Source organism: Novispirillum itersonii subsp. itersonii ATCC 12639, from assembly GCF_000381985.1.
GTDB classification, from domain to species: domain Bacteria; phylum Pseudomonadota; class Alphaproteobacteria; order Rhodospirillales; family Rhodospirillaceae; genus Novispirillum; species Novispirillum itersonii.
The window spans coordinates 17031-32897 of sequence record NZ_KB907353.1 but is presented as its reverse complement, the minus strand read 5'-3'; the positions used below and the strand labels follow the sequence as shown (position 1 = coordinate 32897).

Sequence of the window (15867 nt, the reverse complement as noted above, 5' to 3'; positions counted from 1 at the left end):
TCAGCGGAACTTCTGAACCCGGCGGAAACTGCCGTCAGGGTTGACGTAAACAGCCCGGGCCGTCGTGCCGTCAGGGAACTGGGTGCGCAGATCCAGCATGATATCGGTGCCATGGCCGAACGGGGCGATGATTTCAGGGAACCAAAGGTTTTTCCCCCCCTGCCACTCATGCGGCAGCAGGTCATAATCGCCCTGAGCAAAGCGGGCGGAGGCGATATCATCCAGCCAGGCCCAGTTGACGAAGCCGATCGGGCGGCCATTGAGGGTATAAGAACGGTATTGGTTCAGCTCCAGACTGGGCAGAACCCGGCGCAGCAGGCGGCCGGTGGGGTACCGCTGATGCAAGGGGGAATACTGGGCCAGCCACATCACCGCCCCCAGTCCCGGCAACAGCGGGGCCGGATCCGTGCCGGGATCCCGCAGGTACGAAAAGTTGAACACTGACGCCCCCCTGGTCTGTCCCGGTCCTTCCAGTATACGCACTATACATGCGGGGCAACCGGGGCGGCATGGGGAATATTCCTACCTGTTGCGGTGATCTGTCCCGCAGTGGGCTGCTCGGGGGCGTGGGTGCCCCGGTCGAGGTGAATCCGGGCGTCGGCCCAGTCGGGCGGCAGCGGGCGGTGGGAAATCAGCAGGACTGTCACCCGTCCCCGCAGCCCGCGCAGGGTTTCCAGCACATGGGCTTCTGATGCCGCATCCAGCGCGCTGGTCGGTTCGTCAAGCACCAGCATCGCCGGATGGCGCAGCAGGGCGCGGGCAATGGCCAGACGCTGCCGTTCTCCCCCGGACAGAGCGGCCCCCCGGTCCCCGACCGAGGTATCCAGCCCGGCGGGCAATGCACGGACAAAGCGGTCGGCCCCGGCCCCGGTCAGCGCCAGCCACAGATCCGCTTCCGATGCGGCAGGGGCCGCCAGCAGCAGGTTGGCCCGGATGGTGTCATGAAACAGCACCGGATCCTGCGGAACCATCGCCACCCGGTGCCGCCATGCCCGCCGCACCGGTCCCCGCAGGGCGGTGCCGCCGACCAGAACATCACCGTCCGCCGGTTCGGTCAGGCCCAGCAGCAGATCAGCCAGAGTGGATTTTCCGGCCCCGGACGGGCCGGTCAGCACCGTCAGGCCGCGATGGGGCAGGGTGAGGGTCAGGCTGTGCAGGACCGGCGGACGGTCGGGGGTATGACGGGCGCTGACATCCCGCAGGGTGATGGGGCCATCGGGGGCGGGGGTGCCGGGGTCTGCCGGGGGTTCGGCGGCCCGTGTGGCCTGCCGCAGCAGCCCCCGGACCCGGCCATGGGCGGGAAGGGCGTTGACCACATGCCGCCACCCCTGACCGGTCCGGCCTGCCAGCATCAGTACCCGGATCAGCGCCACCAGAATGGTCAGGGTCTCCGGCAGTCCCATCCCGACCCAGTGGACCAGCGCCAGCACAATTCCGGCGGCGGCGGCGGCCCCGGTGACCTGCCGGGCAAGATCGGCGATGGCCAGAACCTTTTGCAGGCTGTCTTCCCGCCGGTGCTGTGTGGTCATCTGGGTGTGCAGCTGCCCAACGCGGACATCGGCAAGGTCGAAGATCTTGATCAGGCGGAACGCCGACAGGTCTTCACTGATCGCGGTCTGGATGGTGCGGCGGCCCAGCCCGACCGCCTGCCCATACTGATAGATCATCCGGTTCAGGACCCAGCCACCGGGGATCATCACCGCTCCGGCGGCAAGCGCCAGCGTGGTGGCCAGCGGTGACAGGCTGACCGCCACCGTCAGTCCGATGATCAGGCGCACCGACAGGCTGGCCTGTGTCAGCAGGAAGTTGACGGCGACTTCACACTGCATCACGTCGTTGACCAGCGTATGGGTCACCGCGCCCGGGCGGTGGCGGGCAAAACGGGCGGCTTCCATATCAAGAACCGCCCGGTAGACCTGCTGCCGCAGATGGTGGATGAAGGTCATCCGCAGCCGTGATGACAGCACCTGCCGCAGCCCCAGCAGACCGGAAGACAGGCAGACCAGCCCCACATAGATCAGCAGCAGGGGCAGCAGCCCGAGCAGAGCCGGGGGCAGCAGCGGGGCAAACGCCGGGGGAAGCGCGGCCCCCCCGGCAGTCAGCAGGCCCAGAAGCGGCACCAGCAGCAGGATGCCGACCCCTTCCACCGTTCCGGCAATGGCCGCCAGCAGCAGAATCAGGCCCAGCCGCCGCCCGGAAGAGGCCCGGAGATCGGCGATCAGGCGGCAGAAGCGCCGCAGCAGCAGGGGGGCCACGCGTTTGCGGGGTAACAGGGCAGGCATCACCAGTCATCCGGGGCGGAGGGGGAGGGCTGCCCTGTTATGCCCGAGCTGCTGCCGGGACGGAAGCCCCGCCCTCAGATCTGTCCGGGTGGGGTCAGAAACGCCGGACAGTCCTGATAGCTGACGGGCCGGAGGAACCTGCGGATCGCCAGCCCGCCGACAGAGGTGGATGCGGCGGCGGTGCTGGCGGGGTAAGGGCCCCCGTGGACCATGGCGGGGCTGACCTCGACCCCGGTTGGCATGCCATTGAACAGCACCCGTCCGGCTTTTTCAGAACACAGGGGCAGCAGGGCCGTGGCCGCCGCCCGGTCCTGCGCGGCGTCGGGGTCCAGTTGCAGGCTGACCGTCAGCTGCCCTTCCAGCCCGTCCATCACTGCGGTCAGGTCCGCCAGATCGGTGCAGGTGATGACGATGGCCGCCGGGCCGAAGGTTTCAGCATGCAGGCGGTGTGTCTGGCGCCAGACATCCGACGAGACCCGGAAAATGGCCGGGGTACCTTCTGCCGGGGCCATCCGGGCCGGAGGCAACACGGTGCTGACCCCCGGCAGGGCCCCCAGTTCTGTCACGGCATCCTGATAGGCACGGGCAATCCAGCCGGTCAGCATCGGGGCCGGGGGGACTGCCGACAGCGCGGTGCAGGCGTGCTGAAGAAACTGCTCAAGATCCGGCCCGGCCACGGCCAGCACGAGCCCCGGATTGGTGCAGAACTGTCCGACCCCCTGTGTCAGGGATGCCGCCCATTGCCGCGCCAGATCTTCTGTGCGGGCGGACAGGGCCCCGGGCAGCAGGATCACCGGATTACACGATCCGAGTTCGCCATAGAACGGAATCGGCTGCGGGCGCGACATGGCCAGATCAAACAGGGCCCGGCCGCCCCGCAGCGACCCGGTAAAGCCGACCGCCTGCACCGCCGGATGGGTGACCAGCGCCTGCCCGCCGGAGAAGCCCCGGCCCTGCAGCAGGGAGAAAACACCGGGCGGCAGGCCACAGGCCCGTACCGCCGCCATCACCGCGTCTGCGGTCAGGGCGGATGTTCCGGGGTGGGCCGGGTGGGCCTTGACGATCACCGGGCATCCGGCGGCAAGGGCCGAGGCGGTATCACCCCCGGCCACCGAGAAGGCCAGCGGAAAATTACTGGCCCCGAACACGGCCACCGGCCCCAGCGGGCGGTAAGCCACCCGCAGATCCGGGCGGGGCAGGGGGGCGCGGGCGGCGTCGCCGGGGACGTGGACGGGGGAAAAATCAAGGCCATCCCGCAGACGGGCGGCAAAAAAACGCAACTGTCCGGTGGTCCGGCCACGTTCCCCTTCCAGCCGGGCGACCGGCAGCGCGGTTTCTGCGTGGGCGCAGGCGGTCAGTCCCGGGCCGCGGGCCTCCAGCTCTTCGGCGATACGGTCCAGAAAAGCGGCGCGCTGGTCGCGGGTGGTTGCGGCAAAGGGGCGGGCGGCGTCTGCCGCGGTCCGTCCGGCCCGCTCCACATCCACGTCATTGGCTTCGGCGAAAACGGTTGGCAGCAGATGCTGCCGGGCCGGAGCCATGGCGCGGAATGTGGCCTCTCGGTCGGACACCGCTGTCCACTTGCCACCGATACTGTGTCCGCCTTCCAGTGCCAGGGTTTCGGGGTCGGGCAGGGCTGAGGTCTGTGCGGTCATGGCCGGGTCTCCGTTCAGCGCCGACGGTCCGGCATTCCCGCCGGAACGAACGCCCCGCCCTGATACCGGACCGCCGGATCATCGGGGTCAGGTTCAGGGGTGTTCAGATGGGGCAGATGCCGGAAACGGTCAGAACTGTCCTGCGGCACCCAGCCGACATAGCCGGTCTTACGGTTGTCCCACCAGCTTTCGCGGTTGGCGGAGGCCCCATAAATGATCGGGCAGCCGAGACGGTCAACGGTGAAGACCCGTTCCACCAGCGCGGCCATGTCCTCGACACTCAGCCAGGTGGCCAGCATGCGGCGGTTCCGTGGTTCGGGAAAGCAGGACCCGATGCGGATAATGGCGGTCTCGATCCCGAATTTGTCGTAATAGTACCGTGCCATCAGTTCTCCATAGCCCTTTGAGACGCCATACAGGCTGTCCGGGCGGGGGGGAGAGTCGGCATCCAGCAGCGTTTCCCGCTCGTGGAAGCCGATGACGTGGTTTGAACTGGCAAACAGCACCCGTTTCACCCCAAAGCGCAGGGCGGCATCATAGATGTGATAGGTGCCACGGATATTGGCATCCAGGATCACGTCGAAGGTGTTCTCCAGCGACATGCCACCAAGGTGGATGATGCCATCGCAGCCTTCCACCGCCCGGTCAACGGCGGCGGGGTCGGCGAGATCGGCGAGGATGATTTCCTCGCCGGGCTCAGCCGGGCCGGGGTCCTTCAGATCAGACAGGCGGATGATGGGGGCGAGGGAGCGCAGGTGCGGGCGCAGCATGGATCCGACGATCCCTCCGGCACCGGTCATCAGCAGGCGTTGCATCGGGAAACTCCAGCAAACGGACGGGAATGGACTGGCGGGGAAAGGTTAACCGCCGAGGAGATTGGGCAGGCCGAGGGACACCATCGGAACGTAGGTGATCAGGGCCAGAGTGACCAGAATGGCAGCGTAGAACGGCCAGATGGTCAGAACCGTGCGGTGGATCGGTACAGTGCCGATCGCGCAGCCGACGAACAGGCAGGCCCCGACAGGCGGGGTACACAGACCCAGACCCAGATTCAGCATCAGCATCACGCCGAACTGGATCGGATCCATGCCGACCGCCACCGCCACCGGCAGGAAGATCGGGGTGCAGATCAGGATCAGGGCGGCCATATCCATCACCATCCCCAGGGCCAGCAGGATCAGGTTGATCATCAGCAGAACGATGATCGGATTGGCGGAGATGGAATACACCAGCGAGGTCAGATGCTGCGGCACCTGATACAGCGCCAGCATGTACCCGAAGGCCGAGGCACAGGCGACGAGGATCATCACCATCGCTGTCACCCGCACCGATGCCTTAACGGCGGCGGTGAAGGCGTGCCAAGTCAGCTTGCGGTAGACCAGCAGAGTGACGATCAGGGCGTAAATCACCCCGAACGCCCCGGATTCGGTGACGGTAAACACCCCGGACAGGGTGCCGCCGACGATGATCACCGCAGTGAACAGGCCCGGCAGGGCGGCGAACAGACTGCCGATGATGACCGGCAGGCCCTCAAATTTTTCAGTTGGGTACTGCTTGCGCACCGCCACCCAGCGGGCGGCCACCGACAGGGCCAGACACATCAGAATGCCCGGCACCACACCGGCAAGGAACAGCTTGGAGACAGAGATGCCGCCCCCGGCTGCCACCACGTACAGCACCATGTTGTGGCTGGGCGGAATCATGATCCCGGCAATGGAGGACGTGATGGTGACGTTGACCGCATAGTCGTCGCCATAGCCTTTCTTCTTCATCATCGGGATCATCAGGGATCCGATGGCAGAGGTATCCGCCACGGCGGAGCCGGAAATACCGCCGAACAGCATGCTGGAGAATACCGTGACCTGCCCCAGCCCGCCCCGGATCCAGCCGACGGTGGAGGAGGCCAGCCGGATCAGGCGCACCGCGATGCCGCCATGCAGCATCAGTTCCCCGGCGAAGATGAAGAACGGGATCGCCAGCAGAGCGAAAATCGACGATCCGGCCATGATCCGCTGAAAGGCGACCAGCATCGGCAGGCCTTCATAGGCGAATGCTGCCACCGCTGCGATTCCGATGCCATAGGCGACCGGGACCCCGATCACCGTACACAGGGCAAACAGCCCCAGCAGAATTGTCAAACCCATGATGAGGTGTCCTTGAGTGGGCAGCGGGGCGGTTACGCCTGCGGCGACGGAAGCGGAGAGGCGGCGACGGCGTCGGGCAGGTCGTCCTCTGTTTCGGCAGCGGCGGAGCGCGGCAGGCTGACGGCGTCGCTGTCGTGCCCGGCGCTGGCGCTGATGGTGGCCTCGGCCACCCAGTCATCAACAATGTTCCCGGCAGCGAAGGCCGCAGTCAGGAGGCCACCCAGCACCATCGGCAGGACCCGCAGACCTTCGGAAACCCCCAGCAGCGGGATTTCGGTATCCCAGGAGAAGGCCATCAGAGTCGAGGAGTGGGTCGTCATCAGCAGGCCAAAGCCCACCAGCAGCAGGTGGACCACGGTCAGAATGATCCGGCGGGTGAAAGGGGACACATATTCAAACAGGAGATCGACGGCGAGGTGGGTGCGGTCGCGGACCCCGACGGCAGAGGCCATGAAGGTGATGAAAACGATCAGCAGCAGGGCCAGCTGTTCAACCCACGTCGGGGTTTGATTAAGGGCGTAGCGGCCAAACACCAGCCAGCCGAAGGTGGCGATCAGCACCACAAGGGCGACGCCTGACAGCACCATGACCAGTGTCGCCAGCAGCGACAGAATGGCATGGAGGGTTTTCTGAAACCGAGTAAGCACCGGGGAATCCTCCCGAAAAGGACCAGAATAAGCCGGGGCGGCGCAGGGCCGCCCCGGCCATGGCAAGGCGGCCTTATTGAACTGCCTTGATCTCGGCGATCAGGTCCTTCAGGGCCGGTGTCTTTTTGATCGCGTCTTCATAGACGGCGACCATCTGGGTCTGGAACGGGACCTTATTGGTGATTTCGTTGATCTTGCCGCCTGCCTTTTCGATCAGTTCGCGGCTTTTGGCCTCACGGTCGGCCCACAGTTTACGTTGCAGCGTGGCGCTTTCACGGGCGGCCTCGCGGACGGCCTTCTGGTCTTCCGCCGACAGGCGCGACCAACTGGCTTTTGACACGCACAGGCATTCCGGCAAAATAAGGTGTTCTGTCAGGGAGTAGTATCCCGCCACTTCGTAGTGGTTGGAGCTTTCATAGGACGGCCAGTTGTTTTCCGCGCCGTCGATCACCCCGGTTTTCAGCGACTGATACACATCGCTGTAGGGCATCGGGGTGGCGTTCCCCCCCATCGATTCCACCATGCCGACGAACAGGGTGTTGTTCATCACCCGCATCTTCATGCCCTTCATGTCGTTGGGCGTGGTGATCGGCTTTTTGGTATTGTAGAAGGACCGGGCACCGGAGTCATACCAGGCGAGGGCCACCAGTCCCTTCTTTTCCAGCGCAGCGGCCAGCTTATCCCCGACCGGGCCATCCATCACCTTGTGCATGTGATCGACGCTGCGGAAGATGAAAGGCAGAGAGACCACATTGGCCTCCGGCACGGCAGTGCCCAGCGGCCCCATGTTGAATTCGCCGAAATCGATGGCACCGAGCTGAACCTGTGAGATGGCGTCTGACTGATCACCGAGGACAGCGCTGTGATAGACCTTGCCGGTCACGCGGCCACCGGTTTTTTCCTTGGCCAGTTCGGCAAACTTCTCCATGCCGACGGAGACCGGATATTCGGGGGGATGGATATTCCAGCCGCGCCATTCTGCCTGTGCGGCACCTGCCATCATAACAAGGGCGAGGGCGGTACCGGCGGCTGTGGTGGCGCAGCGGGCGATCATCGTTTTCATCATGGTTTTACCTCCCGTTTCCGGTGCGCGGATGCGGGCGGACGCCGGTAGGGGTCCGTCCGGCGGGGAGTGGCTCCCTCTTGCCTCCGGGCAGCGGTTTTCTGGTGTTGTGGCCCCGGCGGGTCTGGCCGGGTATCCGGGGCCGGACGTGGATCCGAATGGGTGGGGTAGGGGGAGTTGTCACCGGACAACAGAGCCGGTAGCATGTGACGGGAACGCTACATGTCATATGATGACTGGTCAATAGCTCTTTTGTAAAAGATATGACAACATGCGTGATGCCCGATGATGGGGTGGCCTGCCTTCCGCTCCGGGGCCGGGTCGATGGGATACGAGAGAAGAGGACTGACGCCATGGCTGTCGCCGCGCAGAAGCAACCCCGCCAGAATTTGACCCAGAAGGTCATTGAAACCCTGCGGGACCGCATTGTGTCCGGCCAGCTCAAGCCCGGCGACAAACTGCCGACCGAGCAGGAGCTGAACCGCGAACTGGGGGTCAGCCGCACGGTGATCCGTGAGGCGGTGGCCAGCCTGCGGGCTGACGGGCTGGTGCAGCCGAAGCAGGGGGTGGGGGTGTTTGTGATGGCCCCTCCGCCCCGCGACTCCGGGCGGGACGGGGGGCGGGACGGGGATGGATTTATCCAGATTTCTCCGCAGAAGATTTCTGACGTGATCGAGGCGCTGGAGCTGCGCACGGCGGTGGAAGTGGAGTCGGCAGCGCTGGCGGCGTCCCGGTGTTCCCCCGCGCAGGAGGCGGAAATCTGTAGCTGTTTTGATGCCCTGGAAGCCGCGCTGCAGCGGGGGGATCTGTCTGAGGCGGAGGATTTTGATTTTCATCTGTCGATTGCCCGGGCGACCAACAACCCCCGGTTCGTCGAGTTTCTGGGGTATCTCGGCAACCGCACGATTCCCCGGTCCCGATTGCGGGAAGAGGCTGGTCTGCCGCGGAATCAGGCCCTGGAAGAACAGTTGAATCAGGAGCACCGGGCCATTCTTGAGGCGATCCTGCGGCATGACCCGGATGCGGCGCGGGCGGCGATGCGCCAGCATCTGGCTGGGGGAACGGACCGCTATCGGTCGCTGGCGCGGGCGGCGCACCGCCGGACCAGTCTGGCCGGGGAGTAAGGCTGTTCAGCGCGGCAGTCAGGATGACATCTTCGCAAAGTCATCATATGACTGTTGACATGATGGGGGAATGTCATACTATTTCATCACGGTTGCCGGAGGGACTCCGGCGCCGGCCCCGGGGCACCATCTGTTGTCGTCTCTTGGCGCTGTTGTCGGCGCCGGTCTGACGGATGGGGTCCGGGGCCTCTCCCTTCCCCTTCGGCGCCCCGATGATGGCGGCCGCTCCCCCGTCAGGAAGATCCCGTGATGCATTATTCCGAGCTGAAAACCGTCCTGGGCTCCGGCCTGCTGTCATTCCCGGTCACTCATTTTGACGCAGCGACCCACGACTTTGACGCAGCCGCCTATCAGGAGCATGTGGCATGGCTGTCGCAGTATGACGCCGCCGCTTTGTTTGCAGCCGGGGGCACCGGTGAGCTGTTTTCGCTGACACCGGGCGAAATTCCGCAGGTTGTCGCGGCGGCTAAAGAGGCTGCCGGGGCCACGCCGATCATTGCGGGCTGTGGCTATGGCACCCGGCAGGCGGTGCAGGTGGCGCAGGCGGTGCAGGCTGCCGGTGCCGATGCGATTCTGCTGCTGCCGCATTATCTGATCGGGGCCCCGCAGGCGGGCCTGTATGCCCATATCAAGGCCGTCTGTGATGCGGTGGATATCGGTGTCATCATCTATAACCGCGCCAACAGCATCGCCAATGCCGAGACGGTGGCCCGGCTGGCCGATGCCTGCCCGAACCTGATCGGCTTCAAGGATGGTACCGGCAACATCCAGCAGGTGCGCGAAATTGTCGCCCGGCTGGGCGACCGGCTGACCTATATCGGTGGCATGCCGACCCACGAGCTGTTCGCCGAAGCCTATGATGCCATGGGGGTCACCACCTATTCCTCTGCCGTGTTCAACTTTGTGCCGGAACTGGCGCTGGAGTTTTATCGTGCGATGCGGGGGAAGGACCGGGCGACCATGACCCGGATTCTGACGGATTTCTTCTATCCGTTTGCGGCGCTGCGGGACCGTGCCCCCGGCTATGCTGTCTCGATCATCAAGGCTGGTCTGGCCGCTGTTGGCCGTGATCCGGGCCCGGTCCGGCCGCCGCTGACCGATCTGACCCCGACGGAGCTGGCCGAACTGACCCGCCTGATTGCGGCGCAGTCCGTCGCCAAGGCTGCCTGATCTTTATCTGTCCGGGGTGGGGCAGATCCTGCCCCGGACTGTACGTCCGTTCCGGTGTTTTACCCTGTCAGCCGAGGGCCCCATGCGGATCACCGCCGTTCATACTCACCTGCTGTATCATCGGCTGGATCAGCCGTTTCAGTCGTCTTTCTCGCAGTTTGATGCCCGTTTTCACTGTCTGGTCGAAATTGTCACTGACAGCGGCCTGACCGGGTGGGGGGAATGTCTGGGGCCGGCCACCGCCAACGCGGCGATGGTGCAGGCGATGACCCCCCTGCTGATCGGGGTATCCGCGCTGGAAATCGAGCGGCACTGGCTGACCCTCTATAATCAGTTCCGTGATCAGGGGCAGCGTGGGGTGACGATGACGGCCCTGTCCGGGATTGATATTGCCCTGTGGGATCTGGCGGGCAAACAGTTCAATGCCCCGGTCCATGTGCTGATGGGCGGTGCCCACCGGACCCGCATTCCGGTCTATGCCACCGGGGGGTTCCGTCCGGTCGGGCGCAGCCGTATTGATGCGACGGTGGCGGAAATGGTGGCGGCCGTCGCCGCCGGGTTCCGCGCCTGCAAAATCAAGATCGGCTTCGGGATTGCCGATGATCTGGCGACCATTGCCGCCGTGCGCGAGGCGATTGGCCCTGATGTGTCGCTGGCGATTGATGCAAACCATGGGTATGACGCCATCGATGCCATCACCATTGGCCGTCGCGCAGAGCGCTATGATCTGGCCTGGTTTGAGGAGCCGGTGGTCCCGGAAGCGCTGGAGGCCTACGCCCATATCCGCCGCAGTCAGCCGATTCCGGTGGCCGGGGGAGAGACCTGGCATAGCCGCTGGGGGTTTGCGCAGGCATTGCAGGCCGGGGCGGTTGATGTTCTGCAGCCTGACGTCTGCGGTCTGGGTGGGTTATCGGAATTTCGCCGCGTGCTGACGCTGGCGGATATCTATCCGGTGCGGGTGGTGCCCCATGTCTGGGGAACGGCGGTGGCCATTGCCGCTGCACTGCATGCCCATGCGATTCTGCCGCCGACCCCCCCGGCGCATGAGGCGCGGTCGCCGCATCTGGAATTTGACCGCACCCCCAATCCGTTCCGGCAGGCCATTGTCACCACACCGTTAGAGCCGGTGGATGGCATCCTGACAGTTCCCGGTGGCCCCGGTCTTGGCATTGAGATTAACCGTGAGGCACTGGCGGCTTACGCCCCGGCCTGAACGGTCCGTCCCAACTATCCCTGTTTTGTCCCGGAGAGGACCTCAGATGTCTGATTTTGTGCCACTGCCGCCAGAGGCGATTGACAGCCATATGCACCTGTACCCGGCGCACATTCCGTCACAGCCGGGCGGGCCGCCGTGTCCGGCGGATTTTCCCGATCTGACGGCGTACCGGCAGCAGGTGCAGGGCCAGCTTGGTTGCCGCCGGGTGGTGGTGGTGCAGGCCAATGCCCATCAGAAAGACAATACCCCGGTTCTGGAGGCTCTGGCCGATCTTGGGGACTCTGCCCGGGGGGTGATCGCCGCCGGGGCTGATCTGAGTGATGCTGAGATGGAACGCCTGACGGCGCTGGGCGTCCGGGGATGCCGGATTATGAATCTGGGGGGCGCTTACCGGATGCCGGCCCTGACGCCGGTTTCCGAGCGGATTGCCGCCTTCGGCTGGTCGTGCATCGTGCAGTTCGACGGGCGCGAGATTGAGGACTACGTTGCGGCACTGGAGAAAATCCCCGGTCCGTATGTTATCGACCATATCGGTAAATTTCTCGAGCCGGTGCCAGCCGGAGATGCCCGGGTGGACACCCTGCTGCGGCTGATCGACCGCGGCAACTGCTATGTCAAGATTGCCGGATGTTATGAGATTTCCCGTGCCGGGGCGCCGGACTATGAGGATGTCGGGGCGGTGGCCCGCCGGGTGATGGCCCACGCGCCGGACCGGATACTGTGGGGCAGCAACTGGCCCCATGTGATGTGCCCGCCAGACGGTCGGCCCGATGACCGCGCCCTGCTGGACGTGGTGCGGCACTGGCAGCCTGATGAAGCGGCGCAGCGCCTGATGTTTGTCGAGAACCCGGCCCGCCTTTATGGCTTTGCCTGACGCGGGGAGGGAACGGATGATTTATGACGTGCGGGAATATACCTGTCGCCCCAATACACTGAAGAAACAGCTTGCCCTGTATCAGCAGTATGGTTTTGCCGTGCAGTCCCGCCACCTTGGGCGCCCGCTGTGTTTTCTGGCCCCGGATGTGGGGCCGGTGAACACTTATCTGCATATCTGGGTTTATGCCGATGCCGCCGACCGGGACCGGAAACGGGCCGCATTGGCGGCGGATCCGGACTGGCATGCCTATCAGGCTGCCAGTGCCGCCGCCGACAATCTGGTCAGTCAGGAAAACCGCCTGATGACGGACGCACCGTTTATGGTGACCGATGTGGCGAAGGCCCCTTAACGGAACCGGGGGGGGCGTTTTTCCATAAAAGCCCGCATCCCTTCGCTGGACTCGTCATGCCGGATTGCATCGCCGAACAGGCGGGCTTCCAGATCCAGCTGCTGGGGCAGGGTGTTCTGGCGCGCCTGTTCGACCAGCGTCTTGCACCGGCTTAAGGCATGGCGCGGCCCCCGTGCCAGCGCCCCTGCCAGCCCGAGGGCGGTTGGCAGGGCTGCCCCGGCGGGCACCAGTCGGTTAACGACGCCCAGCTGATGCAGGCGGCTGGCGTTGATGGCATCCCCGGAGAACAGGATTTCCGCCACCAGCTGATGCGGCAGGCCACGGCTGAGGAAGGCCGAGGCCCCGCCATCCGGGTTCAGGCCGACCTTGATATAGGCCATCGAGAATTTGGCATCGTCTGCCGCGATCAGCAGGTCACAGGCAACCGCCATGGAAAACCCGGCACCGGCAGCGTTGCCTTCGACGGCGGCGATCACCGGCACCGGCACCGCCCGCAGGGCACGGATAAAGCCGTGGAAGCCATCAAAAGCGGCTTCCAGTGTGCTTTCCGGCTGGGTCTTCAGGGCCCCGAGCATCCGCAGGTCCCCGCCGGAGCAGAAGGTGCCGCCTGCCCCGGTCAGGATGACCGCGCCGATGCTGTCATCCGCCGCCACCGCTTCCAGCGCCGCTTTGCCCTGTGTGAACAGCCCGGCCCCCATCGCGTTGCGGGTGGCCGGGTCGTTGATGGTGATGACCAGCGTGCCATCCTGTTGGCGGATGTCCACCGGCTGGGTCAGGTCGGGGGCAACGGTCGGGGTCGTGGACATCAGAATCTCCCTGTCAGCCGGTCAGAGGACAAGGGTCCGGGCCGGGCGGTATTGTTGAGACCGCCCAGCATACCGGATTCTGATTTCCGTTAAAGGGAGAATGGTAACGTATACGTCAGTTTGACTTCGGCTTCGGCGGTGCCGGGCGCAGAATCAGATCGCCGACACTCAGTTCCGGCCCCGGTGTGGCCGAGACGGTCACCGGCAGTTCCGCCAGATAGAGAACCCGGCCGTTTTCGGCCATGGTGGCTTCCACCCGGTAGGTGTGGCCGGGGATCAGCGAATCCCGGCGGTAGGTCAGGCTGAAGGGGAAGGGCATCGGGCCCTGTCCTTCGATCAGGGTATTGCCGAGGATGCCGGGTGCCGGGTCAGCATTGCTGTCATCGAGGATTGCCACTTCGATCACCGCTTCTTCCGGCAGGGCCTGCCGGGTCAGCATCACCACCTGTCCGGTGACGGTGCCATACACATCCGCCGGACGGGCGGCGTAAGAGTCGCGCACCGGCGCGCAGCCCTGTACCAGTGCGGCCCCCAGCAGGGTGGCGGCCATCAGGGTTGCTTTGATCAGCGTGCGGGCCACAGGGGTTCTCCCAACATCTCGGTCGTCTTCTGCATCTATACTGGGGCGCTGAAGGGTTGCCAATCAACAAAAACAGGGGGCATCCTGGCAGGACGCCCCCTGTGATCTCAACCCGTTTGCGGTCAGGCTGCCCCTGACGGCAGGATTATGCCTTGCCCTTGGCTTTCAGCGCCGCGTCGCGGGTGCCGCTCAGGGTGGCGGCCGGGGTCAGCGCTTCCGGGTCAACCCGCACTTCAATCAGGGTCGGGCGGTCAGAGGCCAGCGCCCGGGCGAAGGCGGGACCGAAGTCCTCGGTGCGTTCCACCACTTCGCCGTTGCCGCCCATCGCCCGGCCCATGGCCGCGAAATCGGGGTTGGACAGGCGGGTGCCGGAGACGCGGCCCGGATAGGTGCGTTCCTGATGCATGCGGATGGTGCCGTACATGCCGTTGTTGACCACCACCTGAATGAAGCGGGTGCCATACTGCACGGCCACCGCAAATTCCTGCAGGGTCATCTGGAAGCAGCCGTCGCCGGAGAACGCCACCGCCACCCGGGACGGATCGGCGATAGAGGCCGCAACCGCCGCCGGAGTGCCGAAGCCCATCGAGCCACAGGTCGGGGCCAGCTGGCCGCCATAGGTGTGATAGCGGTGGAAACGGTGCAGCCAGATCGCATAGTTGCCCGCGCCGTTGCACAGGATCGAGTCCTTCGGCAGCAGGGAGTCCATGACCTTGATCGCTTCGCCCATGTTGACCGGGCCGGGCACCTGGGTCGGGGTGGTGAAGGCTTCAAAGTTGGCACGCAGGGCCTTGACCCGGCTGTCATCGCCGCCCCACACCCGGCCGAGATTGGCCAGCGCCCGGGTGGCGGAGCGCACGTCGGCGTTGATCGGCAGATCCGGCTGATAGACGCGGCCCAGTTCTTCCGCCGAGGCGTGAATGTGGATCAGGGTCTTATCCAGACGCGGCGGCACCAGCAGTTCATAGCTGCTGGTGGTCATTTCGCCGAGGCGGGCCCCCAGCACCAGCAGCAGGTCGGATTCGCGGATGGTCTTGGCGAGGTTGGGGTCGATACCGATCCCGACGTGGCCGACATAGTTGGGGTGATCGTTGTCGATCAGATCCTGACAGCGGAAGGACACGCCGACCGGCAGGTTGTTCTGGGTCGCGAACCCGGCGAGGATCTCACAGGTTTCCTGATCCCAGCCGCCGCCGCCGATCAGCAGGAACGGCTTTTCGGCCTTGGCGAGGCGCTCCGACAGCTCCAGCAGGGCCTGCGGGGTCGGGGCGGCTTCGGCACGGCGGTACGGGGTCAGGGCCGGCATCGGCGACGGCAGGTGCAGCATATCTTCCGGCAGGGCCAGAACCACCGGGCCGGGGCGGCCGGAGGTGGCGGTGTGGTAGGCGCGGGAGATGTATTCGGCCATGCGGCTGGCGTCGTCGATCTGGGCGACCCATTTGGCCATCTGACCGAACATGCGGCGATAGTCGATTTCCTGGAAGGCTTCGCGGTCGGCCTGATCGCGGGCCACCTGCCCGATGAACAGGATCATCGGGATAGAATCCTGGAACGCGACATGAACGCCGGCGCTGGCGTTGGTGGCGCCGGGGCCACGGGTGACCATGCAGATGCCCGGCTGGCCGGTCATGCGGCCGTGGGCGGCGGCCATCATGGCAGCCCCGCCTTCCTGACGGGCATTGATGAATTCGATATCGCTGTCCACGAGGGCGTCGAGGACGGCGAGATAGCTCTCGCCCGGTACGCCGAACGCCTTGGTGGCCCCGTTGAGGGCAAGGGTTTCAACCAGAACCTGCGCGGCAGTCTTGGGGATCACGGACCGGACTCCTGAAAGCTGGGGTCTGACGGCATGGGAAAGGGCAGGCCGGTCAAACGGCCCGGGCGTCAGCAACCGGAAAGGAAAAAAAGGGGGAGAGGGGGGAAGGGGACCGGGGCATGGCGGCAGGTGCCTGCCATG

General features: G+C 65.2%; 15 protein-coding genes. 5 read left to right on the top strand and 10 right to left on the bottom strand.

The window, feature by feature from the left end; all coding sequences use genetic code 11:
• From G365_RS0117935 to G365_RS0117905, 7 genes are all read right to left on the bottom strand, one after another.
• Entirely contained in the window at positions 1-441 is a 441-nt protein-coding gene (locus G365_RS0117935) for a toxin-activating lysine-acyltransferase (protein ID WP_019646922.1), read from the bottom strand.
• A 41-nt stretch (positions 442-482) separates the two neighbouring features.
• The gene (locus G365_RS0117930; protein WP_019646921.1) at positions 483-2282 is read right to left on the bottom strand and encodes an ABC transporter ATP-binding protein; all 1800 of its coding nucleotides are present in this window, start codon (positions 2280-2282) and stop codon (positions 483-485) included.
• A gap of 74 nt (positions 2283-2356) precedes the next feature.
• On the bottom strand, positions 2357-3934 hold the full coding sequence (locus G365_RS0117925; RefSeq protein ID WP_019646920.1) for an aldehyde dehydrogenase (NADP(+)): 1578 nt from the start codon (positions 3932-3934) through the stop codon (positions 2357-2359).
• Positions 3935-3948: 14 nt separating this feature from the next.
• Positions 3949-4749 carry an NAD-dependent epimerase/dehydratase family protein gene (locus G365_RS0117920; protein ID WP_019646919.1) on the bottom strand — a complete coding sequence of 267 codons (801 nt, stop codon included), beginning with the start codon at positions 4747-4749 and terminating at the stop codon, positions 3949-3951.
• A 45-nt stretch (positions 4750-4794) separates the two neighbouring features.
• Complete coding sequence (locus G365_RS0117915; RefSeq protein WP_019646918.1) at positions 4795-6078, bottom strand: TRAP transporter large permease; 1284 nt, start codon at positions 6076-6078, stop codon at positions 4795-4797.
• A gap of 32 nt (positions 6079-6110) precedes the next feature.
• Positions 6111-6725 carry a TRAP transporter small permease gene (locus tag G365_RS23245; protein ID WP_019646917.1) on the bottom strand — a complete coding sequence of 205 codons (615 nt, stop codon included), beginning with the start codon at positions 6723-6725 and terminating at the stop codon, positions 6111-6113.
• Between the two features lie 73 nt (positions 6726-6798).
• Positions 6799-7791, bottom strand: a complete 993-nt coding sequence (locus G365_RS0117905) for a TRAP transporter substrate-binding protein (RefSeq protein WP_019646916.1) — start codon at positions 7789-7791, stop codon at positions 6799-6801.
• Positions 7792-8141: 350 nt separating this feature from the next.
• Here G365_RS0117905 and G365_RS0117900 point away from each other — a divergent pair, with 350 nt between their 5' ends.
• The 5 genes from G365_RS0117900 (at position 8142) to G365_RS0117880 (ending at position 12524) form a co-directional block, all read left to right on the top strand.
• Entirely contained in the window at positions 8142-8912 is a 771-nt protein-coding gene (locus G365_RS0117900) for a FadR/GntR family transcriptional regulator (RefSeq protein WP_019646915.1), read from the top strand.
• Between the two features lie 249 nt (positions 8913-9161).
• Complete coding sequence (kdgD, locus tag G365_RS0117895; RefSeq protein ID WP_019646914.1) at positions 9162-10082, top strand: 5-dehydro-4-deoxyglucarate dehydratase; 921 nt, start codon at positions 9162-9164, stop codon at positions 10080-10082.
• Between the two features lie 82 nt (positions 10083-10164).
• Complete coding sequence (locus G365_RS0117890) at positions 10165-11295, top strand: mandelate racemase/muconate lactonizing enzyme family protein (protein ID WP_026345482.1); 1131 nt, start codon at positions 10165-10167, stop codon at positions 11293-11295.
• 46 nt (positions 11296-11341) lie between these two features.
• Positions 11342-12172: an amidohydrolase family protein gene (locus G365_RS0117885; protein WP_019646912.1), complete on the top strand. Its 831-nt coding sequence runs from the start codon at positions 11342-11344 to the stop codon at positions 12170-12172.
• A gap of 16 nt (positions 12173-12188) precedes the next feature.
• Entirely contained in the window at positions 12189-12524 is a 336-nt protein-coding gene (locus G365_RS0117880) for an NIPSNAP family protein (protein ID WP_019646911.1), read from the top strand.
• Here the strand turns inward: G365_RS0117880 and G365_RS0117875 are convergent.
• From G365_RS0117875 to G365_RS0117865, 3 genes are all read right to left on the bottom strand, one after another.
• A complete protein-coding gene (locus G365_RS0117875) occupies positions 12521-13330 on the bottom strand; it encodes an oxepin-CoA hydrolase, alternative type (protein WP_019646910.1) in 810 nt (269 codons plus the stop codon). The genes G365_RS0117880 and G365_RS0117875 overlap by 4 nt on opposite strands.
• Positions 13331-13445: 115 nt before the next feature.
• The gene (locus tag G365_RS23240) at positions 13446-13910 is read right to left on the bottom strand and encodes a YbaY family lipoprotein (RefSeq protein ID WP_019646909.1); all 465 of its coding nucleotides are present in this window, start codon (positions 13908-13910) and stop codon (positions 13446-13448) included.
• A gap of 145 nt (positions 13911-14055) precedes the next feature.
• Entirely contained in the window at positions 14056-15726 is a 1671-nt protein-coding gene (locus G365_RS0117865) for a thiamine pyrophosphate-binding protein (RefSeq protein WP_019646908.1), read from the bottom strand.
• Between the last annotated feature and the right edge of the window lie 141 nt (positions 15727-15867).

Coding starts and splice junctions, on each gene's coding strand:
- G365_RS0117930 (WP_019646921.1), bottom strand. CDS start 2,282: ATGCCTGCCCTGTTACCCCGCAAACGCGTGGCCCCCCTGCTGCTGCGG.
- G365_RS0117925 (WP_019646920.1), bottom strand. CDS start 3,934: ATGACCGCACAGACCTCAGCCCTGCCCGACCCCGAAACCCTGGCACTG.
- G365_RS0117920 (WP_019646919.1), bottom strand. CDS start 4,749: ATGCAACGCCTGCTGATGACCGGTGCCGGAGGGATCGTCGGATCCATG.
- G365_RS0117915 (WP_019646918.1), bottom strand. CDS start 6,078: ATGGGTTTGACAATTCTGCTGGGGCTGTTTGCCCTGTGTACGGTGATC.
- G365_RS0117905 (WP_019646916.1), bottom strand. CDS start 7,791: ATGATGAAAACGATGATCGCCCGCTGCGCCACCACAGCCGCCGGTACC.
- G365_RS0117900 (WP_019646915.1), top strand. CDS start 8,142: ATGGCTGTCGCCGCGCAGAAGCAACCCCGCCAGAATTTGACCCAGAAG.
- kdgD (WP_019646914.1), top strand. CDS start 9,162: ATGCATTATTCCGAGCTGAAAACCGTCCTGGGCTCCGGCCTGCTGTCA.
- G365_RS0117890 (WP_026345482.1), top strand. CDS start 10,165: ATGCGGATCACCGCCGTTCATACTCACCTGCTGTATCATCGGCTGGAT.
- G365_RS0117885 (WP_019646912.1), top strand. CDS start 11,342: ATGTCTGATTTTGTGCCACTGCCGCCAGAGGCGATTGACAGCCATATG.
- G365_RS0117880 (WP_019646911.1), top strand. CDS start 12,189: ATGATTTATGACGTGCGGGAATATACCTGTCGCCCCAATACACTGAAG.
- G365_RS0117875 (WP_019646910.1), bottom strand. CDS start 13,330: ATGTCCACGACCCCGACCGTTGCCCCCGACCTGACCCAGCCGGTGGAC.